This is a genomic window from Solirhodobacter sp. (assembly GCF_964715405.1).
The window spans coordinates 65,097-89,949 of record NZ_CBAICG010000012.1 but is presented as its reverse complement, the minus strand read 5'-3'; the positions used below and the strand labels follow the sequence as shown (position 1 = coordinate 89,949).

Here is a 24,853-nt window from a genome sequence, read left to right as displayed (position 1 = left end):
CACCAGCATCCCGCAAGGGCGAATTTCGCCGTTGACAGGGAAATGGAGCGGTCGCACGATCTGTTTGCATACGAACGACCTGCCCCGTGGAGAGTCCCTTGGCCGACCTGTTCCGGCCCCGCACACTTGAGGATGCCGTGGCATTTGCCGCGCGTGGAGGCGTGACCCTGATGGCGGGTTGCACCGATCTGTTCCCGGCGACTCCGGGGCAGACCCTGCGCGGCCCGGTGCTCGACCTGACCGCGATCGCAGGGCTGCGCGGGATCGCGCGTGACGGCGCGGGTTGGCGCATCGGCGCCACCACGACCTGGGCCGAGATCGCGCGGGCCGACCTGCCGCCCGCCTTCGACGGGCTGCGGGCGGCGGCGCGCGAGGTTGGCGCGGTGCAGATCCAGAACGCAGGCACGCTGGGCGGCAACCTGTGCAACGCCTCGCCCGCCGCCGACGGGGTGCCGCCGCTGCTGACGCTGGATGCCGCGGTGGACCTGGTGTCGGCGGCCGGTGTGCGGCGGTTGCCTTTGGGCGAGTTCCTGACCGGCCCGCGCCGCACCGCGCTGCGGCCGGGCGAGGTGCTGGCGGCGGTGCTGATCCCCGGAACGGCGGGGCGGGGGGTGTTTGTCAAGCTTGGCGCGCGGTCGTCGCTGGTGATCTCGATCGTCATGGTGGCGGCGCGTCTTGTCGTGGAGGGCGGCCGGGTGACCGGGGCCGCGCTGTCAGTCGGCGCCTGCTCGGCCGTGGCGACCCGGCTGCCCGCGCAGGAGGCGGCGCTGATCGGCGCCCGCGTGGCTGAGGCGGCGGCGCGCATCGACGCCGCGCTGATCGTTCCCGCCCTGTCGCCCCTGACCGACATCCGCGCCGATGCCGACTATCGGCGCGGGGCAGCGGTGACGCTGCTCCGCCGCGCGGTGGCGGGGGTGGTGGCATGAACCGTGCAGCCGGGTTGACCGAGTTTACCGTGAACGGCGCGCGGGTAGCGGTGGCGGCCGACCCGCTGCGCCGTCTGTCGGACGTGCTGCGCGAAGAGGTCGGGCTGACCGGGACCAAGGTCGGCTGCGACGCGGGCGACTGCGGCGCCTGCACGGTGCGGCTGGATGGTGCGGCGGTCTGCGCCTGCCTGACGCCGCTGGCGCAGGTGGCGGGACGGCGGGTCGAGACGGTGGAAGGGCTGTCGCAGGGCACCCTGTCGGCGTTGCAGGCGTCATTCCTGCGCCACGGCGCGGCGCAATGCGGCATCTGCACGCCGGGGATGCTGATGGCGGCGGCGGCGCTGCTGGAAGCGGTGCCAGCGCCGACGCAGGCCGAGGTGGAGCGGGCGCTGGCCGGTGTGCTCTGCCGCTGCACCGGCTACGGCGCGATCGTGCGGGCGGTGGTTGCGGTGGGGCAGGGCGCATCGGCACCGATGCCCGCCGCCGGGCAGGCGGTCGGCGCACGGGTGGAACGGCTCGACGGGGTGCCGAAGGTGACCGGGGCGGAAAGCTTCGGCGCCGACGACTGGCCTGAAGGGGCGCTGGTGGCGAAGGCGTTCCGCTCGCCGCATCCGGCGGCACGCTTCGCGCTGGGCGATGTGCTCGGATGGGCCGCGGCGCGCGGCGTGCAGGTGTTCACCGCCGCCGACATCGGCGGGGTCAACCGCTTCGGTGTGATCCCCGCCTTTGCCGACCAGCCCGCGCTGGCGGTGGGCGAGGTGCGGTTTCGCGGCGAGGCGGTGGCGGTGGTGGCGGGCGAGGCGTCGGTGATGGCCGCGCTTGGCCTTGCGGATTTCCCGATCACCTGGGAACCGCTCACCCCCGTCACCGACCCCGCCACCGCCATCGGCGCGCGCGCCGTGCTGCCGGACCGCTCCGACAACGTGCTGGTGCGCGGCCGGGTGGCGCGCGGCGATGCCGAGGCGGCGCTGGCACTTGCCCATGTCACCGCCGAGGCCGAGGTGGAGACCCCCTTTGTCGAACATGCCTACATCGAACCCGAGGCGGGCGTCGCCTGGATGGCGGGTGACACGCTGGTGATCCGCGCCTGCACCCAGGCGCCGGGGATGGACCGCGACGAGGTGGCGAAGGTGCTGGGCCTGCCGCCGGACCGGGTGCGGATCATCCCCAGCGCGACGGGCGGCGGCTTCGGATCGAAGCTTGACGTGTCGCTGCAACCGCTGATCGGGCTGGTGGCGCTGAAGACCGGGCTGGCCTGCCGGATGGTCTACAGCCGGGCGGAATCGCTGCAATCCACCACCAAGCGCCACCCGGCGCGGATGGTCGCCCGGATCGGCGCTGATGCGGCGGGGCGCGTCACGGGCATGGTGTTTCAGGGCCGCTTCGATACCGGCGCCTATGCAAGCTGGGGGCCGACGGTGGCGAACCGGGTGCCGGTGCATGCTTCCGGCCCCTACCTCACGCCGCATTACCGCGCGGAAACGGTGGCGGTGCACACCAACAACCCGGTAGCGGGGGCGTTCCGCGGCTTTGGCGTGCCGCAGGCGGCGGTGATTCAGGAAACGCTCTACGACGATCTGGCGGCGGCGCTGGGGATCGACCGGCTGGCGTTCCGGCAACGGAATGCGCTGGCCGAGGGCGATGCCTCGGTCTGCGGCCAGGTGCTGTGCGGCGTCGGTATCGGCGCCTGTCTTGACGCGCTCGCCCCGCGCTGGGGGCAGGCGCTGGCCGAGGCGGCGGCGCATAACGAAAAGGGCGGCCCGACCCGGCGCGGCATCGGCGTGGCCTCCTGCTGGTATGGCTGCGGCAACACCGCGCTGCCCAACCCCTCGACCATCCGCATCGGCCTCACGCGCGCGGGCGAGCTGGTGCTGCATCAGGGCGCGACCGACATCGGGCAGGGCTCGAATACCGTCATCGCGCAGATCGTGGCGGACGGGCTGGGGCTGCCGCTGGGCGCGATCAGCCTGATCGGCCCCGATACCGCGCTGACGCCGGATGCGGGCAAGACCTCGGCCTCGCGCCAGACGGTGGTGACGGGCAACGCCGCGCTGAAGGCCGCGCGGGCGCTGCGGGCGGCGATCCTTGCGCGCACCAACAAGGGCGCCGAGGCGGCGATCACGCTGGGCGCGGGGCGGATCACCGTCACCGATGCCACCGGCAGCACCGAGATCGCGCTGGCAACCCTGCCCGATGACCCCAACGGCTATGCCCTGTCGGCCGAGGCAACCTACGACCCGCCCACGAAACCGCTCGACGCCAACGGGCAGGGCGAACCCTACGCCGTCTACGGCTACGGCGCGCACCTGGCCGAGGTGCTGGTGGACATGGAACTGGGCACCGTGAAGGTCAAGCGCATCACCGCCGCGCATGACCTTGGCCGCGTCATCAACCCGCTGCTGGCCGAGGGGCAGATCGCGGGGGGCATCGCGCAGGGGCTGGGGATGGCGCTGATGGAGGAGTATGTGCCCGGCCGCACCGAGAACCTGCACGACTACCTGATCCCCGTCGTGGGCGACATGCCCGAGATCGTGCCGATCCTGATCGAGGTGCCCGACCCCGAGGGGCCATTGGGCGCCAAGGGCCTGGGCGAGCACGTCCTGATCCCCACCGCGCCCGCCATCCTGAACGCGATCCGCCATGCCTCGGGCGCGCGCATCACCCGGCTGCCCGCGCTGCCGCACCGGGTTCTGGCGGCGATCCGGGAGGCGCAGGCATGACCGACCCGTTGCACGATCCGCGCGCCGATACCTCGAAGGGCACACCGCAACCGGCCCGCGTGAAGGCGGAAAAGATCCGCTGCGACGCCTGCCCGGTGATGTGTTACGTCGCCGAGGGGCAGGCCGGGGCCTGCGACCGCTATGCCAACGAGGGCGGCCGGATCATCCGGGTGGACCCGCTGACGGTGTTCGACCGCAGGCTGGCGGCGGGCGGCGAAATCCGGCCCTTCCTCGCGAAAGACTGGGACGGCACGCTGGCCGACGACCTGACGATCACCGGCATCGGCGCGGGCACCACCTACCCCGATTACAAGCCCGCCCCCTTCATCGTGTCGCGCGAGGTGGCGGGGGTGGATACCGTCACCGTGGTGACCGAGGCGATCTACAGCTACTGCGGCGTCAAGGTGAAGATCGACACCGACCGCCATCTGGGCGACGAGGGCGCCGTGGTGCGCGCGGGCGGCGAGCCGGTGGGGCTGGTCATCACCGGCGAATACGGCTCGCAGATGCTCTCGCTCGGCGGGGTCGGGCACCTGACCGGGGGCACCAAGGCGGAAGGCCGCGCAACCTGCGCCGCGCTGATGGACCTGTGCAACCGGCAGGCGGTGGAGCTGACCATCGACGGCGGCGCGCAGGTCATCGTGCAGGCGGGGCAGGCGCCCGTGGTGGACGGCCTGCCCGAGGAACGGATGCGCGTCGGCTGCGGCTCGGCCACGATCGGGATGTTCGCCAGCCAGTGGCAGGGGCTGGTGGACGAGGTGGTGGTGGTGGATGACCACATCACCGGCGTGGTCAGCGAACATCAGGCGGGCAAGGTGCTGGGCTGGCCCGATACCGGCATCCGCATCCTTGGCCACCGCTCGACTCCGGGGCGGTATTTCAAGGTGGCGAAGCCGGGGCTGGGCTGGGGCGGCACCGACATTGCCGACCCGCTGACCATCCTGGGCGACTGGCGCGCGGCCAAGGGGGCGCGGCCGGGGCTGAGCCTCTTGATGGTCTCCACCACCGGCGAGCATTCGGGGTATTTCGTGCTGGATGAGGCTTTGCGCCCCGTGCCGCAACCGATGCCGCCCGGCCTTGCGCCCTCGGTGGACCTGATCGCCGAGAACTGCGAGCCCGCGCTCTGCACCGTGCTGTTCATGGCCGGGGCGGGCGGCTCGCTGCGATCCGGCGTCACGCGCAACCCGGTGCGGCTGACCCAGGCCGTGCAGGCGGGCCGGGTGACCGTCAGTTGCGGCGGGGCGCCCGCGTATGTCTGGCCGGGCGGCGGCATCACCTTCATGGTGGACGTGATGCGGGTGCCGGTGGGCGCATTCGGCGCGGTGCCCACCCCGGCCATCGTGGCGCCGCTGGAATTCACGCTGTCGCGTCAGGATTACCGCGCGCTGGGCGGGCATGACGCGGCGGTGCGCGCGGTGGCGGACGTGCTGGCGACGGGGGGCGAGTACGGCGCCGCCGTGCGCGCGCTGGGGCCGCCATGAGCGCCGCCGCCGCGATGTTGCCGGACGGGCGGCTGCACCTGCAGCACGGGCCGATCGACCTGATCCTCTGGGCGGATGAGGGCCACCGGGCGCAAGCCTACGCTTTCGCTGCCCGTCGGTTCGACGGGATGCTGGAGGAACTGGTGGCCGAACTGCCCGCGCTGCGTCAGCCGGTGGCGCCGGGCGCGCTGCACGGCCCCGTCGCGCGGCGGATGGAGGCGGCCTGCCTGCCGCACCGGCCCGTGTTCATCACCCCGATGGCGGCGGTGGCGGGCGCGGTGGCGGATGAAATTGTTTCCGCCATGGCAACAATCCCCGGACTGGCGAAGGCCTGGGTGAACAACGGCGGCGACATCGCGCTGCACCTGACGGGGGTTGAAACCTTCACGGCGCTGATGGCCGGGGGCCGGGTGACCCTAGCCGCGCAAGACCCCTGGCGCGGCGTCGCCACCTCGGGTTGGCGCGGGCGCAGCCACTCGCTCGGCATCGCCGATGCGGTCACGGTGATCGCCGCGACCGGGGCCGCCGCCGACGCCGCCGCGACGCTGATCGCCAACGTGGTGGACCTGCCCGGCCACCCCGCCATCGCCCGCCGCCCGGCCCGCGCGTTGCAGCCCGACAGCGATCTGGGCGACCGCCTGGTCACCGTCGGCGTCGGTCCGCTGACCGAGGCCGACACCGCGCAGGCCCTTGCCAATGGCCTTGTCTGCGCCGAAACCCTGCGCGCCCGCGGCCTGATCGGGGCCGCGCACCTGACCCTCAACCGCCTCTCGCGCGCCACCGCCGCGCTGATCCCGGAGCCCGAACATGCCTGACTTCACCCTGCGCAAGACGATGATCTTCATCGAGGAGATCCGCCACGACGGCGGCCCCGCCCCGGCGTTGCCGCGCCGCCGCGCGGCCATCGTGGCGGTGGTGGCCAACCCCTACGCCGGGCGCTACGTCGCCGACCTGCTGCCCGGCATGGAGGCGTTGAAGCCGCTGGGCCTGATGATGACTGACCGGCTGATCGAGGCGATGGGCGGCATCGCGGGCATCGACGGCTACGGCAAGGCCGGCCTTGCCGGCGAGGGCGGCGAGTTGGAGCATACCGCGCTCTGGCATGTGCCCGGCGGCTATGCCATGCGCGCCCGGCTGGGCGAGGCGAAGGCCATTGTTCCCTCGGCGATGAAGGTGGGCGGGCCGGGGACGCGGATCGACATCCCCCTGGGCCACACCAACGCGGCCTATGTGCGCAGCCATTTCGACGCGATGGAGGTGGGCATGGCCGATGCCCCGAAGGCGGGCGAGCTGATGTTCGCGCTGGCGATGGCACGCGGCGCGCGCATCCACAACCGCATGGGCGGGCTGGCGGTCAGCGAGGTGCTGGGGCTCGACGGGCTCAGGTAGCCTGCGCGATCACCTCCAGCAGGTGCGCATGAACGGCGGGCGAGCCCGCGACCACGCGGCCGTCCGAAGTGCGGTCCAGCGGGCGGCCCTGCCAGTCGGTCATCACGCCGCCCGCCGCCTGCACCAGCGGCAGCACCGGCAGGTAGTCGTAGGGTTCCAGCCCGTAATCGACCACGCCATCGACCCAACCGGCGGCCAGTTGGACATAGCTGTAGCAATCCGCCGTCGCCCGCGCATAACGGCCCGCGGCCAGCAGCGCCTCGGCCACGGCACGATCGGAGGCCAGCATCCGCGGCACCTCGTTCAGGCACAGATAAGCCTCGGCCGGGGCGACCGTGCGGCAGCGGATCGGCGCGCCGTTCAGGGTGGCGCCAAGCCCCGGCCCGCCGATCGCGATCTCGCCCAGCGCAGGCATCTGCACCAGGCCCAGCACCGGCTGGCCGCGATGCAGCACCCCGATCAGCATTCCCCACATCGGATGGCCGGTGATGAAGCTCTTGGTGCCGTCGATCGGGTCGATCACCCAGACGTAATCGGCATCAAGGCGGTCATTGCCGAACTCTTCGCCCAGAAGGCCGTGGTCGGGAAACCGCGCCGTGATCTCGGCCCGCAGCCGCGCCTCGGTGGCACGGTCGGCCACCGTCACCGGGCTTTCGTCGGCCTTCGCCTCGACCGCCAACCGGTGGCGGAAGTGGCCCAGCGGGATCGACCGCGCGGCGGCGGCGATGTCGAGCGCGGCGTCGGCCAGCGCTTGCAGCGTTTCATGGGGCAGGGCGGTCATGCGGTTTCCTCGGCGTTGGCGATGTCGATGATGACTCCGGCGGTGGTCAGCAGCCGCCGGATCGCGGCGGGCGGCGCGGTATCGGTGATCATCCGCGCCACCGCGCCCGGCTCGGCGATGCGGATCGGGGCCGAGCGGCCGAATTTGGAGGCATCGACCGCCATGATCGTGCGGTCGGCGCCCGCGATGATGGCGCGGGCGAATTCGGCCTCGCGCAGGTCGCGCAGCAGGAATCCGGCCTCGGCGGTGACCGCCGCCGCCGACAGCACCGCGAAATCGACCCGGAACTGACGCACGAAGGCCAGCGCCTCGGCCCCGAAGGCGCCGCCGTCATGCGCGCGCAACTCGCCGCCCGCCATGAACACCCGGTTGCCCTCGACCGGCGCCAGCGCCTGCGCCACGGCCAGCGAATTCGTCACCACCATCAACCCCTTGTGGCCCCGCAGCGCCTGCGCGACATAGGCCGTGGTGGTGCCGACGTCGAGAAAGAGCGCGGCCCCATCCGGAATCGCCTGTGCCACCGCGCGGGCGATGGCGCGCTTGGCCTCGGCGTGTTCGGTCACGCGCTGGGCGAAGGGCGGCTCGGGCGTCCAGTCGCGCAATTGCACACCGCCGTGCAGCTTGGTCACCAGCCCCTGCGCCGCCAGCCGCTTGACGTTGCGGCGGATGGTTTCCTCGGTGACGTTGAGGCGGCGCGACAGATCAAGGATGCGTGCCGCGCCGGTATCGCTCAGGGCCTGAAGGATCTCCACCTCGCGCTGCGTGGCCTGCATCGGCATCTCCTGCATTCCGGTGAAGTGTGTGGGAAGCTTCCCTGCAAGGCAACCGGGATTGTGGCGAAATACCACAAAAGCCAAAGTCTTTCTTTGACGAAAGCCACATATTCCCACATCCTGTGCGGAATCGATGTCGATTCCCGGATGGAGACGCCATGACCCCCTATGACAAGGCGCGCCATCTGCCGATCTGGCGCGGGCCGGTGGACCCGCAGCCGTTGGGCGGCGGCATCACCAACGTGAACTTCGTGGTCGAGGATCAGGGCCGCAGGGCGGTGGTGCGGATCGGCGACGACATTCCGGTGCACCAGATCCTGCGCTTCAACGAACTGGCGGCGAGCCGGGCGGCCCATGCGGCGGGGGTGTCACCGGCGGTGCTTTACCATGAACCGGGCGCGCTGGTGATCGAGTTCATCGCGGGCAAGACGCTGGCGGCCGCGGATGTGCGGGCGCCGGGGATGCTGGACCGTATCCTGCCGCTGCTGGCGCGCGCGCATCGCGAGGTGCCGCGGCATTTGCGCGGGCCCGCGCTGATGTTCTGGGTGTTCCACGTCATCCGCGACTATGCCGGGCGGCTGGGGGCCGATGGCAGCGCCCATGCCGCGCTGCTGCCCGACCTGCTGGCCGACGCCGATCGGCTGGAGGCGGCGGTGGGCCCGGTCGAGATCGTCTTTGGTCACAACGACCTCCTGCCCGCGAACCTGATCGACGATGGCGCGCGGCTCTGGCTGATCGACTGGGACTATGCCGGGTTCAACTCGCCGCTCTTTGATCTTGGCGGCCTCGCGTCCAACAACGGGCTGAACGAGGTGCAGGAGGGCGCGATGCTGGCCGCCTATTTCGACCGCGCGCCGGATGCCGCGCTTTGGCGCAGCTACCGCGCGATGAAGGCGGCGGCGGCGCTGCGCGAGGCGCTGTGGTCGATGATCTCGGAGATTCACTCTGATCTCGACTTCGACTTTTCCGACTATTCACAGAAGAATCTGACCTCTTTTCGTGCCGCACTTGCAGATTTCAAACAAGGCTGAACCATGACCGCAAATCTTCCCACCACCGCCCGCGTCGTTGTCATCGGCGGCGGCATCGTCGGCTGTTCGACCGCCTATCACTTGGGCAAACTGGGCCTGACCGATACCGTGCTGCTGGAGCGCAAGAAGCTGACCTCGGGCACCACGTTCCATGCCGCAGGCCTGGTCGGCCAGTTAAGAACGTCGGCCAACATCACGCAATTGCTGGGATATTCCGTCGACCTCTACAACCGTCTGGAGGTCGAGACCGGGATCGGATCGGGCTGGAAGATGAATGGCGGCCTGCGCCTTGCCTGCAACGCCGAACGCTGGACCGAGGTGAAGCGGCAGGCCACCACCGCGCATTCCTTCGGGCTGGAGATGCATCTGCTGACGCCGCAGGAGGCGCAGGACCTGTGGCCGCTGATGACGATCGACGATCTGGTCGGGGCGGCGTTCCTGCCCACCGACGGGCAGGTGAACCCCTCCGACATCACGATGTCGCTGGCCAAGGGCGCGCGGATGGCGGGCGTCAGCATCTTCGAGGATACGCCGGTCACGCGCATCATCGTCGAGAACGGCCGCATCCGGGGGGTGGAAACCGCCAGCGGCACCATCGAATGCGAGAAGGTCGTGATCTGCGCGGGCCAGTGGACGCGCACGCTGGCCGCCACGGTCGGCGTCAACGTGCCGCTGATCTCGGTCGAGCACCAGTACATGATCACCGAGAAAATCCCCGGCGTGACGCCCGGCCTGCCGACGCTGCGCGACCCCGACCGGCTGACCTACTGGAAAGAGGATGTCGGCGGCCTCGTGATGGGCGGCTATGAACCCAACCCGGTGCCCTGGGCGGCGGACGGCATCCCGGATGGGTTCCACTACACCCTGCTCACCTCGGATTTCGACCATTTCGAGCAGTTCATGGCCCCAGCCATCGGCCGGGTTCCGGCGATGGATACCGCCGGGATCAAGCAACTGATCAACGGCCCGGAAAGCTTTACCCCCGACGGCAACTTCATCCTCGGCGAGGCGCCGGAGCTGCGCAACCTCTTCATCGGCGCGGGCTTCAACGCCTTCGGCATCGCCTCGGGCGGCGGCGCGGGGATGGCGTTGGCGGAATGGGTGGCCAAGGGTGAGGCGCCGTTCGACCTCTGGCCGGTCGACATCCGCCGCTTCGGGCGCAACCACCAGTCGACCGACTGGGTGCGGGCGCGCACGCTGGAGGCTTACGGCAAGCACTACACCATCGCCTGGCCGTCGGAGGAGCACCACTCCGGCCGCCCGCTGCGCCGCTCGCCGCTTTACACGATCCTGAAGGGGGCGGGGGCCTGTTTCGGCGAGAAGCTGGGCTGGGAGCGGCCGAACTGGTTCGCCGACCTTGCCGCGGGCGAAACCCCGGTCGACGTCTACAGCTACGGCCGCCCCGGCTGGTTCGATGCCGTGGCGCGCGAACACCGCGCGGCGCGCGAGGCCGCGGTGCTGATCGACCAGACCAGCTTTGCCAAATTCACGCTGAAGGGGCCGGAGGCGGCCAGCGCGCTGGGCTGGATTGCGGCGGGCAACGTCGATCGCAAGGTCGGCAGCCTGACCTACACCCAGATGCTGAACGCGAAGGGCGGCATCGAATGCGACCTGACGGTGGCGCGGGTGGCGGAGGATGAGTTCCACATCGTCACCGGCACCGGCTTTGCCACCCATGATTTCCACTGGATCGCCAGCCATCTGCCCGAAGGGGCGCGGGCCGAACTGGTCGATGTGACCTCGGCCTATGCCGTGCTGTCGCTGATGGGGCCGAAGGCGCGCGACATCCTGGCCCGCGTCTGCCCCGACGACATCTCGAACGCCGGGTTCCCGTTCGGCACCGCGAAACGGATCAGCGTCGCGGGCTGCCCGGTGCTGGCGCTGCGGGTGACCTATGTCGGCGAACTGGGGTGGGAACTGCACCTGCCGACCGAATTCGCGGTGACGGTCTACGAGGCGCTGATGGATGCGGGGGCGCCGCTGGGCCTGACCAACGCGGGCTACCGCGCGATCGAAACGCTGCGGCTGGAAAAGGGCTACCGCGCCTGGGGATCGGACATCGGGCCGGACCACACGCCGGTGGAGGCGGGCCTCGCCTGGGCCTGCAAGATGAAATCGGGCCTTGCTTTCCTTGGCCGCGAGGGGATCGAACGGCAACTGAAAGAGGGCGTGAAGAAGCGCCTTGCCACCTTCACCATCGAGGATCCTGCGGTGATCCTGCTGGGCCGCGAGACGATCTATCGCGATGGCGAACGGGTCGGCTGGCTGTCCTCGGGCGGGCACGGCCACACCGTCGGCAAGCCGATCGGGATGGGTTACGTCCGCCACCCCGACGGAGTCTCCGACGCCTTCCTCGCCTCGGGCGCGTGGGAGCTGGAGGTGGCCAGCGAGCGGGTGCCCTGCATGCTGCACATGGGATCGCTTTACGACCCTACCGGCGCGCGCATCAAGGCGTAGGGGCGCGGACGCGCAGTGGCGTTCTGCGGCGTCACCGGATATCAGGGTCGCGCGCCGAATCTGTTCGGAGTCGCGATACCCCATGATCACCGCCCCGAAAGACCCTGCCGCCGTGCTGCACGCTGCCTCGCCTTTGACCGCTCCGCCGCCGTCGCCGCGCGTGGTGCCAGACCTGTCGGTCGTGGTGCCGACCTTCAACGAGCGTGCCAACATCCGCCCGCTGGTGGCGCACCTTGCCGCCGCGCTCGAGGGCATCGCTTGGGAGATGATCTTCGTCGATGACGACAGCCCCGACGGCACCGCGGCCGAGGTGCGCGACGTGGCGCGCGAGGATCCGCGGGTGCGCCTTCACCACCGGATCGGCCGTCGCGGCCTGTCGGGCGCCTGCATCGAGGGCATCCTGTCCTCCATCGCGCCGCTGGTCGCGGTGATGGACGCCGACCTTCAGCATGACGAGGCGCTGCTGCCGCGCATGGTGCAGGCGATGGCGGACGATCCCGGCCTTGACCTTGTCATCGGCTCGCGCCACGTCGAGGGCGGCACGGTCGGCGGCGGGCTGAGCGGGGTGCGCAAATGGGGATCGGATCGCGCGGGCGCGCTGGCGCGGCGCGCGCTGCGCATCACCGCCACCGACCCGATGAGCGGGTTCTTCATGGTGCGCCGCACCGCCTTCAACACGGTCGTGCTGGACCTGCAGACCCAGGGCTTCAAGATTCTGGCCGACATGCTCTCGGCTTCGGCCGGGCGCTGGCGGGTGCAGGAACTGCCCTACACCTTTCGTCCGCGCGTCGCCGGGGAATCGAAGCTCGACGGGGCGGTGACGCTGGAATTCCTCGGCCTGCTGGTGGCGCGGCTGACCGGGGGGCTTTTGCCGATCCGCTTCGTCCTGTTCCTGATGGTCGGGATGACCGGCGTGGTGGTGCAACTTGCCACGGTGCGGCTGGCGCTGGGCGACGGCTTCGGCGTGGCACAGGCGCTGGGGGTCTTCGCCGCGATGACGACGAACTTCCTGCTCAACAACAATCTCACCTGGCGCGACCGCCGCCTGAAGGGGCGGGCGTTCCTGCGCGGGCTGGTGTCGTTCTATGCCGTTTGCAGCCTGGGCGCGGTCGCCAACGTCGGCGTTGCCGATTGGGTCTTCGCGTTGGTGCCGAACTGGGTGCTGGCCAGCCTCGCCGGAGCCGGGATCGGCGCGCTGTGGAACTTCTGGGCCAGCCTGATGGTGACCTGGCGCGCGCGTTGAGCGCGGGACTTTGGGCTGGCGGCTGGGGGCTGGACAGCGCCCGCGCCCGCGCCACATAGACCCTCGGCGGCGTAAGCGGCGCCGCACAAGAATTCAGACGGAAGGCCCGAGATGACCAAACGCGCAATCGAGATCACCACCGCCGACGGCACCGCACCCGCCGGTCTGTTCCTGCCCGAGGGCGGGCCCGCGGGCCGCAAGGCCGGGGTCATCCTCTACATGGACGCTTTCGGCCTGCGCCCCGCGCTTGACGGGATGGCCGCGCGGCTGGCGGCGGCGGGATACACCGTGCTGGTGCCCGACCTCTTCTACCGCTTCGGGGCCTATGGCCCATTCGACACCGTCACCACCTTCGTGCAGGAGGAATCTCGGGCGCAGCTCATGGCGATGATCCATGCGACCCCGCTGGCGCAGACCGCCGAGGATACCGGGGCCTTTCTCGACGCTCTGGTCACGGCGGGTGCCACCGGCCCGATCGGCACCACCGGTTACTGCATGGGCGGCCCGCGCGCATTGATCGCAGCGGCGGCGTTCCCCGATCGCGTCGCGGCGGCAGCCAGCCTGCACGGCGGCAACCTCGCCTCGGACGCGCCCGACAGCCCGCACCGGCGCGCGGCCGAGATCAGGGGCCGCGTCTACGTCGGCTGCGCCGGCGAGGATCGCAGTTTCCCGCCCGAACAATCGGCCCGTCTCGCGCAGGCCCTGCGCGAGGGCGGCGTCGATCACATCATCGAGAACTATGTCGGGATGGCGCACGGCTGGTGCGTGCCCGATCACGGCGTCTACAACGCCATCGGGGCCGAACGGCACTGGCGTCGGCTGCTGACGTTCTTTGCCGAGACGCTGGGCTGACGGGCGCGACGGCGCCGACGCGGCTTCGGCCGTGATGGCGCCGGGAAAAGCCCGGCAGCTCGATTGACGCCCCTACAGGTTCTCGGCCGTGTAGAGATCAAAGCCGATCAGGCGCTGCGCGGGCGGTGCGCCCGGATGGCCGAGGGTTTCCAGCATCGCGGCGACGGCGTCCTGCGCGAGGCGTGCGATCGGGTGGGCGATCACCAGCGTCAGCAGGCCGTCCATCAGCCCGGCGCGGGTGGCCTCCATCAGTTCATAGCCCACGGTCACGATCCGGCCGGGCCGCCCGGCCTCGGCCAGCGCGTCCAGCACCCCGGTCAGCCCGCCGCCCGAAATGTAGAGCGCCGCGAGGTCGGGCGCGCGCGCCAGCAGGCTTTCGGTCACATCGCGGGCGATCGCCCGGTCCTCGAAGGTCGACAGCGGCTCCAGCAACGTGAATTCCGGCGCGTGTTCGCGAAAGTAGCTGCGAAAGCCGCTCTCGTTCATCTCCTGGCAGCGATAGCGGTGGTTGCCGACGAGGATGCCGACCTTGCCCGGCCGCTTGCAGATGTTGGCGATGGCCCAGGCCGAGGTGCGCCCGACCTTCCAGTTGTCGAGCCCGATGTAGCCCACGCCACAGGCCGCAGTGAGCTGCGAGATCAGCCCGAAGACGGGAACGCCCTGCGCCGCCAGCGCCTCGATCGCGCGGGTCACCCGCGGATGCTCGGCAGAGACGACGGCTAGGGCATCGACCCGCCTGCCCATGTCCAGCATCCGGGCCGCCACCGCTTCGGGCGAGAGGTCATCCATGAACTCGACCACCGCCTCGGTCTGCGGCCCGGCGGTCTGCGCCGCCGTGTGCAAGGCCTCGGCGATCAGCCGGTAGAAGGTGCGGTTGGATTGTTGCAGCAGGAACCCCAGCCGCTGCACCGGCTGATCGACCCGCAGCCGCGCGCGCAACAGCGGGGTGGCGTAGAAGCCGATCGCCTCGGCGGCGGCCAGCACCTTGGCGGCGGTTGCCGCCCGGACCGGGTCGCGGCCGTTCAGCACGCGGTCGATGGTCGAGACGCTGACGCCCGCGGTGCGGGCGAGGTCGATGATCGTGGCGCGGCGGGACATCCGGGAACCTCCTGATTGACTCTCTCATTTTGACAGAAGTGTCATCTGCGAGAAATGAGAGGAAAGCATTCACCCATGATGAAATGAATATGCCGGATCATTTGTCACGGTATGAAAATTCCATCGCGATGCAGGACACGCGGACCCGACGCTTCGGGCCGCAACCGACAGGGGAAACCGATGACCAATGTCACCTGGAAAGACTATGCGCTGAAGGGCAGCGCCGAGGGCGCCACCGCGCTGACCGAGGACTCGTTCGAGGACAGGGTCGAGCAGGAATGGTTCACCGCCCGGATCGACCGCAAGCCGTTCAAGCACCTGATCAAGCGGTCGGACTGGCCGGCGCTGGGGCACTTCGGCCTCTGGCTGGCGCTGCTGGTGGCATCTGGCATCGGCGGCTATCTGTTCTGGCCCACCTGGACCTGTGTGCCGTTCTTCGCGGTCTACGGCATCCTCTATTCCGCCGCCGACCATCGCCACCATGAACTCAGCCACGGCACCCCGTTCAGGACGCGGTGGATCAACGAGGGGTTCTACCAGCTTTGCGCCTTCATGACGCTGCGCGAGGCGCATTTCTACCGCTGGAGCCACACCCGCCACCACACCCACACGATGATCGTGTGCAAGGATCCCGAGATCGCCGCGCCGCGCCCGCCGTTCTTGCCGGGCATCGCGTCGGACATCTTCTTTCTGTGGGACGGCACCAACCAGTTCAAGCGGATGATCCGCAACGCCTCGGGCGACCTGACCGAGGACGGCAAGCACTTCGTGCCGCTGGCCGAACGCCCCGCCGTGGTGCGGGCGGCGCGCATCTACCTTGGCCTGGTGGCGCTGGTGGTCGCCGCGTGCATTGTCTGGCACTCGATCCTGCCGCTGATGTTCGTGATCGGCCCCCGCTTCTACGGCGGCGTCCTGAGCCAGCTCTTCAACCTGACCCAGCACGCCGGGCTGGACGAAGACGTGCACGACCACCGGCTGAACACCCGCACCGTGCTGCTGAACCCGGTGTTCCGGTTCCTCTACTTCAACATGAACTACCATATCGAGCATCACATGTTCCCGATGGCGCCCTATTACCGGTTGCCGCTGATCCACGCGATGATCAGGGATCAGTGCCCTCCGCCCTACAACGGCCTCTGGCCCGCCTACCGCGAAATCATCCCGGCGCTGATCCGCCAGACCCGCGATCCGGCCCGGCACGTCACCCGCCCGCTGCCTGCGTATGCCGCGCCGCAGGTCTTCGCCACCGCTGCGGCCCAGCCCGCGGAATAGCCGCCCCCCAACTCCACCGACCCATCGCGGCCCCCATGACCGTCTTCAACATCGCCCTTTTCGGCGCAGGCCGCATCGGCAACGTCCATGCCCGCAACATCGCCGAGCATGACGAAAGCCGCGTGCGATACATCGTCGACCCCGTCGCCGCGCCCGCCGAGGCGCTGGCCGCCCGCGTCGGCGCGCAGGTGGTGCCCGAGGAAACGGTCTGGGCCGACCCCGCCGTGGACGCCATCGTGATCGGCACCGCGACCTGGACCCATGCCGAGTTGATCGAGAAGGGCCTGAAGGCGGGCAAGGCGGTGTTCTGCGAAAAGCCGATCGACCTGGCGATGACGCGGGTGGATGACGTGATGAAGGTGGTCAACCGGTCAGACCGGCCGCTGTTCATGGCGTTCAACCGCCGCTTCGACCCCGGCATCCTGGAGATGAAGCGGCGCATCGTGGCGGGCGAGATCGGCGCGCTGGAACTGGTCACCGTGATCTCGAAAGACCCCGGCGGCGGGCTACCGATCGAGTATCTGAAGACCTCGGGCGGCATGTTCCGCGACATGACGATCCACGATTTCGACATGGCGCGGCACATCATGGGCGAGGAATTCGTCTCGGTGCAGGCCACCGCGGGCAGACTGTGCGACCCCGCCATCAAAGAGATCGGCGACATCGACACCGCCTGCGTCTCGATGCAGACCGCCTCGGGGCGGATCGCGTTCATCACCAACTCGCGCCGCGCAACCTATGGCTACGACCAGCGGGTCGAGGCGCACGGCGCGCTGGGCACGCTGCGCACCGAGAACGTGCCGATCATCATGCTGGTGCAGGAACGCGCCGACGGGGTGCAGCGGTCCAAGCCGCAGTTCTTCTTCGTCGAACGCCATGCGCAAAGCTACAAGAACGAATGGGCGCATTTCGTGCGCGTGCTGAAGGGCGAGGAAGCCCCCTCCGCACCGGCGAGCATGGCCGCAAGGCGCTGGTGCTGGCCGAAGCCGCCTATCGCGCGCTGGATGTCGGCCAGCGCATCACCGTGCCGTTGTGAGGATACGCCCATGAAACTCGGCTTCGTGTCCGACAGCCTTGCCCACTTGCCGCTGGACGGCGTGCTGGATACCGCCGCCGCCCACGGGTTGCAGGGGGTCGAGGTCAACACCGGCGGCTGGTCCGCGGCGTCGCACTTCGACCTGGCGCGGATGCGCGCCTCGGCCGAAGCGCGGGCGGCCTTCCGCGCCGCCTTTGACACGCGCGGGTTGGAGATCATTTCGCTGAACGCCAACGGCTATGACGGCTGGCTGTCGATCGAGCACGAGGACGTCATGCTGAGCCGGATCGAGGGGCTGGTGAAATCCATCGCGCTCTTGAAGGCGGTGGCGCCGTCCGGGTTCAGCGACTTCGCCCCGCAGGCGATCTGAGCGATGGCCACGCCCAAGTCATGATGGAAACCGATCAGCGCGGCGCTTCGCGGGCCCGGCCTGACCTCTATCCTTGCCCGCGACACAAGAGGTTGCGATGAGATACCGAAGCTTTGGCCGCACCGGCTGGCAGGTCAGCGAGATCGCCTTTGGCGCCTGGCAGTTGGGCGGCGACTGGGGCGCCGTCGACGACGCGGCCTCGATCCGCACGCTGCATCATGCGTTCGACCGCGGCGTGAATCTGGTGGACACCGCCTTCATCTACGGCAACGGCCATTCCGAAGAGGTGATCGGGCAGGCGCTGCAGCAATGGCGCGGCCACAAGATCCATGTGGCGACCAAGGCGCAGCCGGTCGAATGGCCCGATCCGGATGACGAGGCGCCGCAGATGCGCGGCCGCTATCCGGCCTGGTATCTGCGCAAGATGGTCGACAACGCGCTGCGGCGGCTGCGGATCGAGCGGATCGACCTGTTTCAGCTTCACTCCTGGATGGCCTCGGGTCTTTACGAACTCGACTGGCTGGAGACGCTGAACGCGTTGCGGATCGAGGGCAAGATCGACCAGATCGGCGTCTCGATCCGCGACTATCGCCCGCAGGACGGGGTGGACCTTGCGCGGCTGGGGCTGGTTGCCAGCCAGCAGGTGGCGCTGAACCTGTTCGAACAGCGCCCGGCGGGCGACCTGTTCCGGGCCGGGGCGGGAACGCAGGGGTTCATTGCCCGCGTGCCGCTGGATTCCGGCGCGCTGGTCGGCAACTGGGAGGAGGGCACCTACGCCAGCTTCCCCGCGGGCTCGGTTCCTGCCGCGCTGTTCCGCGGCGACCGCTTTGCCGAGACGCTGGCCCGTGTGCGCGCGCTCAAGGCCCTGTGCGCGCCCTTCTACCCGACGCTGGCCGAGGCGGCGATGCGCTATGTCCTGTCCTGCCCCGAACTGTCCTGCGTCATTCCCGGCATGGCCAATCCTGAACAGGTCGACATGAACGTGGCCTACAGCGACGGCGCGGCTTTCCCGGACGAGCTGAAGGCCGCCCTTGCCGCCCACGTCTGGCCGCGCAACTTCTACCAGTAGGATGCCGATGACCCGCCAACTGGAACTGCTGCGCCCCGGCCAGATCGCGGCGGAAATGGCCCGCTGCCCGCGCGTCTGGCTGCCGCTGGGCACGATCGAATACCACAGCCACCATCTGCCGGTCGGGCTCGACGGGTTGCAGGCACACGGCCTGTGCCTGGATGCCGCCGAGATTGCCGGGGGGCTGGTCTATCCGCCGCTGTGGTGGGGCACCGGCGGCGGGCATGGCGGCTATCCCTGGACGGTGATGATGCCGGGGGCGGCGGAGATCGCGGCGATCCTTGGCGTCACGCTCTCGCGACTGGAGGCGCTGGGGGTGCGGCAGGCGGTCCTGTTCACCGGGCATTTCGCCGACGAACAACTGGCGATGATCGCCCGCATCGCCGCGGACTGGAACGGCAAGGGCGGGCGCCTGAAGGCGCTGGCGCTCGGCGTCAACGGCAACACCGGCGCGCCCTTTCCGCCCGATCATGCCGGTCTGTTCGAGACGACCCTGCTGGCCGCTTTCCACCCCGAGATCGTGGATATGGCGCTGCTTCCACCCGCCAATCCGGGCGAGGTCGGCGAAGACCCCGATGGCGCGCAACGCCATGACCCAGGCCACAGCCTGCACGGCATCTTCGGCGCCGATCCGCGCGCCTTCGTGCCCGGACGGGCACAAGACTTGCGCGCCGTGATGGCCGCGTGGCTTGCCGACAGCGCCGGGCCGGTGGGCGAGTGATCGGCGCGGATCAGTCCGGAACGGCGTCGGGCAGGTTTTCCGGCCCGTAAAGCACGATCGGAACGGTCGAGACATAGGGCGGCGTCACATGCGCGGCCCCGGCGAAGCCGAAATGGTTCAGCAGCACGTCGATCGCGAACTGCGCCTGAAGCTCGGGGCTTTGGTCGATCGTCAGGGTCATCAGACCCTCGCGCAGGAACTGATGGCTGAATCTGGTCAATTCATGCCCGATGAACACCGGCCGTTCGCGCAGGAGATCCGCCCGGATGGCGGCGGCCACGCCGCGGTTGGCGGCGCCGACGTTGTAGATCGCCACCACGTCGGAATGGCTGCGGAACGCGTCCTTGAGCCGCGCCTCCGAGCGGATCGCATCGTCGCCGCCCTCGACGATGCGGGCGATGTCGAAGCCCGGCGCGCATTCGGCCAGATAGTCCGTCAGCCCGCGCACCCGCTGCGCGTGGGATTGAAAGCCGAGGTGATTGCACAGCACGATGACCGCGCCCGGCCGGGCCATCCGGCCGAGGAAATATCCGGCCGAGCGCCCGGCCTTGTAGTGATCGGTGCCTGCATAGGCAAGCCGCGCCGAACCCGGCAGGTCCGAGATCATCGTGACCACCGGCTTGGCGCGGGCGGCAAGGTCGGCGATCGCGGCGTGAACCTGCGGGTGGTCCTGAGCATAGACGATGGCGGCATCGCAGGGACTGTGCAGCAAGGCCGAGGCGATCGCCGAAGGCGACTCGTCATCCAGAACCGTGCGATGGATCACCACCGAGCGATCCAGCCGCTGCGCCATGCGCCGGAACTCGAATCCCATCCGATGGATCAGGGGCAGCTCGGGGCGGGCAAGGATCACGTTGATCCGGACCATGCTGTGATGGCTGACGGGCAACAGCCGTTTCAGGCCAAGTTCGCGCGCCGCCTGCAGCACGCGACGCCGGACCTCGTCGCTGACATTGCCGCGATCATTGATCACCCGATCGACGGTGGCACTTCCAACCCCGGCGAGCTTTGCGACATCCTGCAAGGTGACTCGCGGCCTGTCGTGTTTTTGTCCCATCATTCCAAATCTTTAGAGGTTATCACATCGGCTCTCGGGGCGCGCCATGATTGCTTTCAATCAACATTCAGGTGCGACAACTTGTCAAGCCGGAATAGAAGCACGACCGGGACGCGGTTGATCCGGGGCCCGGCCGGACGTGGGGTGAAAAGGTCGCTCAATTCGACGCATCCGGCGTTTGTCCTGAATGAGGGAAACCCCTCGTCTGGAGTGATGCAGAGGTGCCGAGGTAATTCGCGATGGCGTGAAAATTCCATCGGATCGGTGTGGCGGGTCATGCCGCCTGAGTCTGGGGCGGCGATCGGGTGTCGTCGGAACTGCGAGAGAGAAGGCAATGGACGATCTGAAATTCGGAACCCGGAACAAACGCGGCGACTACACGCCCAACGCCGCGCTCGACGTGGCGCCGATCCTGATCTGGCCGCCGCAGCCGCTGAAGTTCCTGCGCTGGCTTCCGCATTACCTGCTGCCGTGGAATGCGCTGTTCATGGCGATCGCGCTCTTGTTCTGGACATACCTGACGCCGTCGAAAGAGGCGATGCAGACCCTCGACTGGCACTGGATCGCCTTCATCTGGGCGCGCAACTCGCTGTTGGTGCTTCTGGTCTATGGCGCGCTGGAACTGCGGCTCTACGTCCGCCGTGCGCAGGGCAACCGGTTCAAGTTCAACGCGCTGTTCCCGGCCGACAGGAAATCGGACGTGTTCCTGTTCAAGAGCCAGAACATCGACAACATGATCCGCAGCTTCGGCACCGGCGTGCCGATCTGGACCGCCTACGAGGTCGGCATGCTTTACGCCTGGGCGCATGGCTGGGGGCCCTGGACGACCTTTGCCGCCCACCCCTGGGCGCTGATCGCGCTGGGGCTGGCGATCCCCTTCATCCACGAGGCGCATTTCTTCTGCATCCACCGGCTGATCCATGTGCCGATCCTCTACAAGTGGATCCACTCGGTTCACCACAACTCGATCAATCCGTCGCCCTGGTCCTCGCTGTCGATGCACCCGGTCGAGCATCTGCTCTACTGGTCCGACATCCTGATCCATCTGGTGCTGCCGTCGCATCCGCTGCTGGTGCTTTACCACCTGCAGGTCACCGGAACCGGCGCTGTGGTGGGCCATGTCGGGTTCGACCGGATCGAAGCGGGCGACGACACCGCCTTCGGCACCCATGCCTTCGCCCACTACCTGCACCACAAGTATTTCGAGGTGAACTACTCCGACGGGATGGTGCCGTTCGACCGCTGGTTCGGCACCTGGCACGACGGCACCAAAGAAGGCGAAGCCCTGATGGATGCGCGGTTCGAGCGCAAGAAGGCCCGCGTGAACGCAAGCCGCCAGGCCTGACAGAACCACCCCCATCCCACCGGATGGGGCCGGACCTGGGGGGAGACCGTGTCCGGGAGACTTCACGGCAAACAAGAACCCGCCCGATGGCGGCAACGAGGAGGAGACGTAGACATGAAAACCACAAGGCACATCCTGAGGACGGCGCTGATGGCGTCGGTTCTGGCTCTTGGCGCAACTGCCGTTCTGGCTGACGGCGCGACCATCGCCGTTGTCGGCGGCAAGGCGGACGATCCGTTCTTCGCCAAGGTGAAGAAGGGCATCGACGACGGAACCCTCGTCGTCAAGGCGCACGGCGGCAAGGTGAACTACCTGATGCTGCAGAACTACGACAACATCGGCGGCGACGCGGCCAACCTGGTGCGCACCGCAATCTCTCAGCACGCCAGCGTTATCGCCGTGCCCGACTGGGTGGCCGACTCGGAAGACGAGGCGATCAAGGCGGCGCAGGCGGCGGGCATCCCGGTGATGCTCTACAACGCGGGCGGCGCCGACAAGGCCAAGGAACTCGGCGCGATCAACTACATCGGCAACGAGGAATACCCGGCCGGTCTGGCGGGCGGCGCCTATTTCGCGGCCCACGGGTCCAAGAACGTGATCTGCGTCAACACCGTTCCCGGCGCGGGCAACCTGGAAGCGCGCTGCAAGGGCATTTCCGACGGCATTTCCAAGGCGGGCGGCAAATCGACCCAACTGCCGCTGCCAGCCTCGGCCTTTGGTGACCCGACCGCCGTCGCCGAGGCGATCAAGGCGACCCTGCTGAAGGACAAGACGATCGACGGCGTGGCCACGATTTCGGCGGCCGATGCCAACAGCGCCGCCACCGGGATCGAGCAGGCCGGCGTGACCGGCAAGGTCAAGCTCGCCTCGTTTGACATGGACGGCACCGGGCTTGACCGCATCAAGGCCGGCACCCAGCTTTTCGCGATCGACCAGCAGCCCTGGCTGCAGGGCTTCCTCGCCGTCACGATGGCGGATGCCTACGTCAACTACGGGCTGGCGATCTCCTCCGCGCCGGTCCTGACCGGGCCGGGCGTGGTCGACTCGTCCAACATCGCCGCGACCATGGCGGGCGCGGGTGCGGGCTACCGCTAAGCCGCGCCGCTGCTTCGGCGCCGGGCGGCCCGCAAGGGCTTCCGGGGCTGGTCCTGACCGGGCCGGGCATCGCCGATGCCCCGACCGTCGACGCGGCGCCGGCGGGTTTTCCGTCGGCCCGCGCCGACCCGGTCCCTGCAACCGGCCCGGGGTTGATCCTGCGGGCCGGGTGCGACCCGGCCGCGGTTCCGCGCGGCGCCGCTCAACTGCACCCTGATCCGGGAACCCAACCATGTCTGAACATACCCCACGCTTTTCGCTCGGCAGTCTGTTGCGCAGACCTGAAACCGGTTCCTTCCTTGGTCTCCTTGCGGTCTTCGTGTTCTTCACCATCTTCGGCGGGTCCAACTTCGCGTCCACCACCGGGGCGGCAAGCTGGCTGAACGTGGCGGCGCAACTGGGCATCGTGGCGATCCCGATCGGCCTGCTGATGATCGCGGGCGAACTTGACCTGTCGATCGGCTCGATGATCCCGGCGGGCTCGATGACCTGCGCGATCATCTCGGGCCATTTCCACCTGCCGATCCTGGTCGGCATCGGCGCCGCGCTGGCGCTGGGTGCCGTGATCGGTCTGATCAACGGCATCATGGTGATCCGCACCGCCGTGCCCTCGTTCATCGTGACGCTGGGAACCCTGTTCGCCGTCGCGGGCCTGACCCTCGGCCTGTCGGTCATCGTGACCGGCACCACCAGCGTCGCCATCAAGGCCGGGCCGGATGCCAAGTTCCTGCTGGGTCAGTTCATCGGCGGCATCTATCAGGTCACCATCTTCTGGTGGCTCGCCGCCGCGCTGTTCTGGGGCTTCGTGCTGCACTATTCGCACTACGGCAACTGGATCCTGGCGATGGGCGGCGACAAGGTCAGCGCCCGCAACGCCGGCATCCCGACCGAGAAGGTCACGATCCTGCTGTTCATGTGTTCCAGCATGAGCGCGGCCTTCGTCGGGCTCAGCCAGGCCATCCTGTACAACTCCGCGCAGGTCTCGGCCGGGCAGTCCTACATCTTCAATGCCATCATCTCGGTCGTTGTCGGGGGGGTGCTGCTGACCGGCGGCTACGGGTCGGTGTTCGGCATCGTGCTGGGCACGCTCACCTTCGCGGTGGTCAGCCAGGGCATCTACTACACCGGCTTTGACGCCAACTGGGCCAGCCTGATCATCGGTGTCCTGCTGCTGGTGGCCGTGCTGATGAACAACACGTTCCGCAAACTGGCGCTGGCCTATTCTCCGGCCAAGGGAAAGACACGGAAATGACCGCAGCCCTGCTCAAACTGACAAACGTCAACAAGTCGTTCGGTCCGATCGACGTGCTGCACGACATCTCGCTCGAGGTCTATCCGGGCGAGGTGCTGTGTCTGCTGGGCGACAACGGCGCCGGGAAATCGACCCTGATCCGGTTGCTGTCCGGCGTCTACAAGCCCTCGTCCGGCACGATCGAGATGGACGGCAAGCCGGTGAACTTTCCCAGCCCGCGCGAGGCCAGCAACCACGGCATCGCCACCGTGCACCAGTTCGGCGGCACCTTCCCCCTGATGAGCATCGGGCGGTCGTTCTTCGTGGGCGAAGAGCCGACAAAGGGCTGGGGGCCGTTCCGGGTGTTTGACCGCCAGCGCGCCAACGAGATCGCCGTCAAGGCGGTGCAGGATCTGGGCATCACCCGCATCACCGACGGCGACCGGCTGGTGGGCGGGCTGTCGGGCGGCGAACGGCAGGCGCTGGCCATCGCCCGCGCCGTCCACTTCGGCGCCAGCGTGCTGATCCTCGACGAACCGACCGCGGCGCTGGGGGTCAAGGAGGCGGCGCATGTGCTGCGCATCGTGCTGCAAGCCCGCAAGAAGGGCATCGCGGTGATCTTCATCACCCACAACGTGATCCATGCGCTGGCCGTGGGCGACCATTTCGCCGTGCTGATCAAGGGCGCCAAGGCGGCCGACTTCCGCAAGGGCGAGAAAACCCGAGAGGAGATCACCGACCTGATGGCGGGCGGCGAACACATGGCCGAACTGGAGGCCGAGATCGAGGCCTACCAGACCGAACACGACGGCCATCCGCCACCGGCCGTCTGAGCGGTTGACGCCGACCAGGGCCTGAACGGGTACGGCTTTGCCGAAGGGCCGTGTCCCTCCGTCAGGCGGCAAC

General features: G+C 68.9%; 21 protein-coding genes. 17 read left to right on the top strand and 4 right to left on the bottom strand.

Going from position 1 to position 24,853, the window contains the following annotated elements:
- The first annotated feature begins 98 nt into the window (after positions 1-98).
- The 5 genes from AC11WY_RS07710 to AC11WY_RS07690 are packed head-to-tail and all read left to right on the top strand — an operon-like array spanning position 99 to position 6,516.
- Positions 99-926 carry an FAD binding domain-containing protein gene (locus AC11WY_RS07710; RefSeq protein ID WP_482924129.1) on the top strand — a complete coding sequence of 276 codons (828 nt, stop codon included), beginning with the start codon at positions 99-101 and terminating at the stop codon, positions 924-926.
- A complete protein-coding gene (locus tag AC11WY_RS07705) occupies positions 923-3,646 on the top strand; it encodes a molybdopterin-dependent oxidoreductase (RefSeq protein ID WP_482924128.1) in 2,724 nt (907 codons plus the stop codon). Before AC11WY_RS07710 ends, AC11WY_RS07705 begins: the two co-directional genes overlap by 4 nt.
- Positions 3,643-5,127 carry a 6-hydroxynicotinate reductase gene (locus AC11WY_RS07700; RefSeq protein ID WP_482924126.1) on the top strand — a complete coding sequence of 495 codons (1,485 nt, stop codon included), beginning with the start codon at positions 3,643-3,645 and terminating at the stop codon, positions 5,125-5,127. The genes AC11WY_RS07705 and AC11WY_RS07700 overlap by 4 nt, the downstream gene beginning before the upstream one ends.
- Positions 5,124-5,942, top strand: coding sequence for a UPF0280 family protein (locus AC11WY_RS07695; RefSeq protein WP_482924124.1), 819 nt, complete (start codon positions 5,124-5,126; stop codon positions 5,940-5,942). The genes AC11WY_RS07700 and AC11WY_RS07695 overlap by 4 nt, the downstream gene beginning before the upstream one ends.
- Positions 5,935-6,516, top strand: a complete 582-nt coding sequence (locus AC11WY_RS07690) for an amino acid synthesis family protein (protein ID WP_482924122.1) — start codon at positions 5,935-5,937, stop codon at positions 6,514-6,516. The genes AC11WY_RS07695 and AC11WY_RS07690 overlap by 8 nt, the downstream gene beginning before the upstream one ends.
- On the opposite strand, the gene AC11WY_RS07685 is transcribed toward AC11WY_RS07690, so the two are convergent.
- Entirely contained in the window at positions 6,509-7,297 is a 789-nt protein-coding gene (locus tag AC11WY_RS07685) for an inositol monophosphatase family protein (RefSeq protein ID WP_482924121.1), read from the bottom strand. The genes AC11WY_RS07690 and AC11WY_RS07685 overlap by 8 nt on opposite strands.
- Positions 7,294-8,070 carry a DeoR/GlpR family DNA-binding transcription regulator gene (locus AC11WY_RS07680; RefSeq protein WP_482924119.1) on the bottom strand — a complete coding sequence of 259 codons (777 nt, stop codon included), beginning with the start codon at positions 8,068-8,070 and terminating at the stop codon, positions 7,294-7,296. The genes AC11WY_RS07685 and AC11WY_RS07680 overlap by 4 nt, the downstream gene beginning before the upstream one ends.
- A gap of 158 nt (positions 8,071-8,228) precedes the next feature.
- Between AC11WY_RS07680 and AC11WY_RS07675 the strand changes: the two genes are divergently transcribed.
- The 4 genes from AC11WY_RS07675 to AC11WY_RS07660 all read left to right on the top strand — a co-directional run bounded on the left by AC11WY_RS07675 (position 8,229) and on the right by AC11WY_RS07660 (position 13,653).
- A complete protein-coding gene (locus AC11WY_RS07675; RefSeq protein WP_482924118.1) occupies positions 8,229-9,101 on the top strand; it encodes a phosphotransferase in 873 nt (290 codons plus the stop codon).
- Between the two features lie 3 nt (positions 9,102-9,104).
- Complete coding sequence (locus tag AC11WY_RS07670) at positions 9,105-11,558, top strand: GcvT family protein (protein WP_482924116.1); 2,454 nt, start codon at positions 9,105-9,107, stop codon at positions 11,556-11,558.
- An 82-nt stretch (positions 11,559-11,640) separates the two neighbouring features.
- Positions 11,641-12,801 (top strand): glycosyltransferase, encoded by a 1,161-nt coding sequence (locus AC11WY_RS07665; protein ID WP_482924114.1) that lies wholly within the window; start codon positions 11,641-11,643, stop codon positions 12,799-12,801.
- Positions 12,802-12,912: 111 nt separating this feature from the next.
- Positions 12,913-13,653, top strand: coding sequence for a dienelactone hydrolase family protein (locus tag AC11WY_RS07660; protein WP_482924112.1), 741 nt, complete (start codon positions 12,913-12,915; stop codon positions 13,651-13,653).
- A gap of 72 nt (positions 13,654-13,725) precedes the next feature.
- Here AC11WY_RS07660 and AC11WY_RS07655 read toward each other — a convergent pair whose 3' ends face one another.
- Positions 13,726-14,751 (bottom strand): substrate-binding domain-containing protein, encoded by a 1,026-nt coding sequence (locus tag AC11WY_RS07655; RefSeq protein WP_482924110.1) that lies wholly within the window; start codon positions 14,749-14,751, stop codon positions 13,726-13,728.
- Positions 14,752-14,931: 180 nt separating this feature from the next.
- Here AC11WY_RS07655 and AC11WY_RS07650 point away from each other — a divergent pair, with 180 nt between their 5' ends.
- From AC11WY_RS07650 to AC11WY_RS07635, 4 genes are all read left to right on the top strand, one after another.
- Positions 14,932-16,023 carry a fatty acid desaturase gene (locus AC11WY_RS07650; RefSeq protein WP_482924108.1) on the top strand — a complete coding sequence of 364 codons (1,092 nt, stop codon included), beginning with the start codon at positions 14,932-14,934 and terminating at the stop codon, positions 16,021-16,023.
- A 35-nt stretch (positions 16,024-16,058) separates the two neighbouring features.
- On the top strand, positions 16,059-17,429 hold the full coding sequence (locus tag AC11WY_RS07645; protein WP_482924106.1) for a Gfo/Idh/MocA family protein: 1,371 nt from the start codon (positions 16,059-16,061) through the stop codon (positions 17,427-17,429).
- A 97-nt stretch (positions 17,430-17,526) separates the two neighbouring features.
- Positions 17,527-18,498 carry an aldo/keto reductase gene (locus tag AC11WY_RS07640; protein WP_482924104.1) on the top strand — a complete coding sequence of 324 codons (972 nt, stop codon included), beginning with the start codon at positions 17,527-17,529 and terminating at the stop codon, positions 18,496-18,498.
- A 7-nt stretch (positions 18,499-18,505) separates the two neighbouring features.
- Entirely contained in the window at positions 18,506-19,219 is a 714-nt protein-coding gene (locus tag AC11WY_RS07635; RefSeq protein WP_482924103.1) for a creatininase family protein, read from the top strand.
- 10 nt (positions 19,220-19,229) lie between these two features.
- Here the strand turns inward: AC11WY_RS07635 and AC11WY_RS07630 are convergent, their stop codons facing one another.
- On the bottom strand, positions 19,230-20,279 hold the full coding sequence (locus tag AC11WY_RS07630) for a LacI family DNA-binding transcriptional regulator (protein WP_482924101.1): 1,050 nt from the start codon (positions 20,277-20,279) through the stop codon (positions 19,230-19,232).
- A 331-nt stretch (positions 20,280-20,610) separates the two neighbouring features.
- On the opposite strand from AC11WY_RS07630, the gene AC11WY_RS07625 reads away from it, so the two are divergent.
- The 4 genes from AC11WY_RS07625 to AC11WY_RS07610 all read left to right on the top strand — a co-directional run bounded on the left by AC11WY_RS07625 (position 20,611) and on the right by AC11WY_RS07610 (position 24,780).
- Complete coding sequence (locus AC11WY_RS07625) at positions 20,611-21,621, top strand: sterol desaturase family protein (RefSeq protein ID WP_482924100.1); 1,011 nt, start codon at positions 20,611-20,613, stop codon at positions 21,619-21,621.
- Positions 21,622-21,735: 114 nt separating this feature from the next.
- Complete coding sequence (locus AC11WY_RS07620; RefSeq protein WP_482924098.1) at positions 21,736-22,716, top strand: sugar ABC transporter substrate-binding protein; 981 nt, start codon at positions 21,736-21,738, stop codon at positions 22,714-22,716.
- A gap of 232 nt (positions 22,717-22,948) precedes the next feature.
- On the top strand, positions 22,949-23,968 hold the full coding sequence (locus AC11WY_RS07615; RefSeq protein WP_482924096.1) for an ABC transporter permease: 1,020 nt from the start codon (positions 22,949-22,951) through the stop codon (positions 23,966-23,968).
- Positions 23,965-24,780, top strand: a complete 816-nt coding sequence (locus AC11WY_RS07610) for an ATP-binding cassette domain-containing protein (protein ID WP_482924095.1) — start codon at positions 23,965-23,967, stop codon at positions 24,778-24,780. Before AC11WY_RS07615 ends, AC11WY_RS07610 begins: the two co-directional genes overlap by 4 nt.
- The last annotated feature ends 73 nt before the right edge of the window (positions 24,781-24,853 follow it).

What these genes read in the sequence shown, in the direction of transcription:
- AC11WY_RS07675 (WP_482924118.1), top strand. Translation starts at nt 8,229, where the DNA reads ATGACCCCCTATGACAAGGCGCGCCATCTGCCGATCTGGCGCGGGCCG.
- AC11WY_RS07705 (WP_482924128.1), top strand. Translation starts at nt 923, where the DNA reads ATGAACCGTGCAGCCGGGTTGACCGAGTTTACCGTGAACGGCGCGCGG.
- AC11WY_RS07655 (WP_482924110.1), bottom strand. Translation starts at nt 14,751, where the DNA reads ATGTCCCGCCGCGCCACGATCATCGACCTCGCCCGCACCGCGGGCGTC.
- AC11WY_RS07660 (WP_482924112.1), top strand. Translation starts at nt 12,913, where the DNA reads ATGACCAAACGCGCAATCGAGATCACCACCGCCGACGGCACCGCACCC.
- AC11WY_RS07695 (WP_482924124.1), top strand. Translation starts at nt 5,124, where the DNA reads ATGAGCGCCGCCGCCGCGATGTTGCCGGACGGGCGGCTGCACCTGCAG.
- AC11WY_RS07635 (WP_482924103.1), top strand. Translation starts at nt 18,506, where the DNA reads ATGACCCGCCAACTGGAACTGCTGCGCCCCGGCCAGATCGCGGCGGAA.
- AC11WY_RS07625 (WP_482924100.1), top strand. Translation starts at nt 20,611, where the DNA reads ATGGACGATCTGAAATTCGGAACCCGGAACAAACGCGGCGACTACACG.
- AC11WY_RS07615 (WP_482924096.1), top strand. Translation starts at nt 22,949, where the DNA reads ATGTCTGAACATACCCCACGCTTTTCGCTCGGCAGTCTGTTGCGCAGA.
- AC11WY_RS07680 (WP_482924119.1), bottom strand. Translation starts at nt 8,070, where the DNA reads ATGCAGGCCACGCAGCGCGAGGTGGAGATCCTTCAGGCCCTGAGCGAT.
- AC11WY_RS07685 (WP_482924121.1), bottom strand. Translation starts at nt 7,297, where the DNA reads ATGACCGCCCTGCCCCATGAAACGCTGCAAGCGCTGGCCGACGCCGCG.
- AC11WY_RS07640 (WP_482924104.1), top strand. Translation starts at nt 17,527, where the DNA reads ATGAGATACCGAAGCTTTGGCCGCACCGGCTGGCAGGTCAGCGAGATC.
- AC11WY_RS07645 (WP_482924106.1), top strand. Translation starts at nt 16,059, where the DNA reads ATGACCGTCTTCAACATCGCCCTTTTCGGCGCAGGCCGCATCGGCAAC.
- AC11WY_RS07630 (WP_482924101.1), bottom strand. Translation starts at nt 20,279, where the DNA reads ATGATGGGACAAAAACACGACAGGCCGCGAGTCACCTTGCAGGATGTC.
- AC11WY_RS07700 (WP_482924126.1), top strand. Translation starts at nt 3,643, where the DNA reads ATGACCGACCCGTTGCACGATCCGCGCGCCGATACCTCGAAGGGCACA.
- AC11WY_RS07665 (WP_482924114.1), top strand. Translation starts at nt 11,641, where the DNA reads ATGATCACCGCCCCGAAAGACCCTGCCGCCGTGCTGCACGCTGCCTCG.
- AC11WY_RS07650 (WP_482924108.1), top strand. Translation starts at nt 14,932, where the DNA reads ATGACCAATGTCACCTGGAAAGACTATGCGCTGAAGGGCAGCGCCGAG.
- AC11WY_RS07670 (WP_482924116.1), top strand. Translation starts at nt 9,105, where the DNA reads ATGACCGCAAATCTTCCCACCACCGCCCGCGTCGTTGTCATCGGCGGC.
- AC11WY_RS07620 (WP_482924098.1), top strand. Translation starts at nt 21,736, where the DNA reads ATGAAAACCACAAGGCACATCCTGAGGACGGCGCTGATGGCGTCGGTT.
- AC11WY_RS07610 (WP_482924095.1), top strand. Translation starts at nt 23,965, where the DNA reads ATGACCGCAGCCCTGCTCAAACTGACAAACGTCAACAAGTCGTTCGGT.
- AC11WY_RS07690 (WP_482924122.1), top strand. Translation starts at nt 5,935, where the DNA reads ATGCCTGACTTCACCCTGCGCAAGACGATGATCTTCATCGAGGAGATC.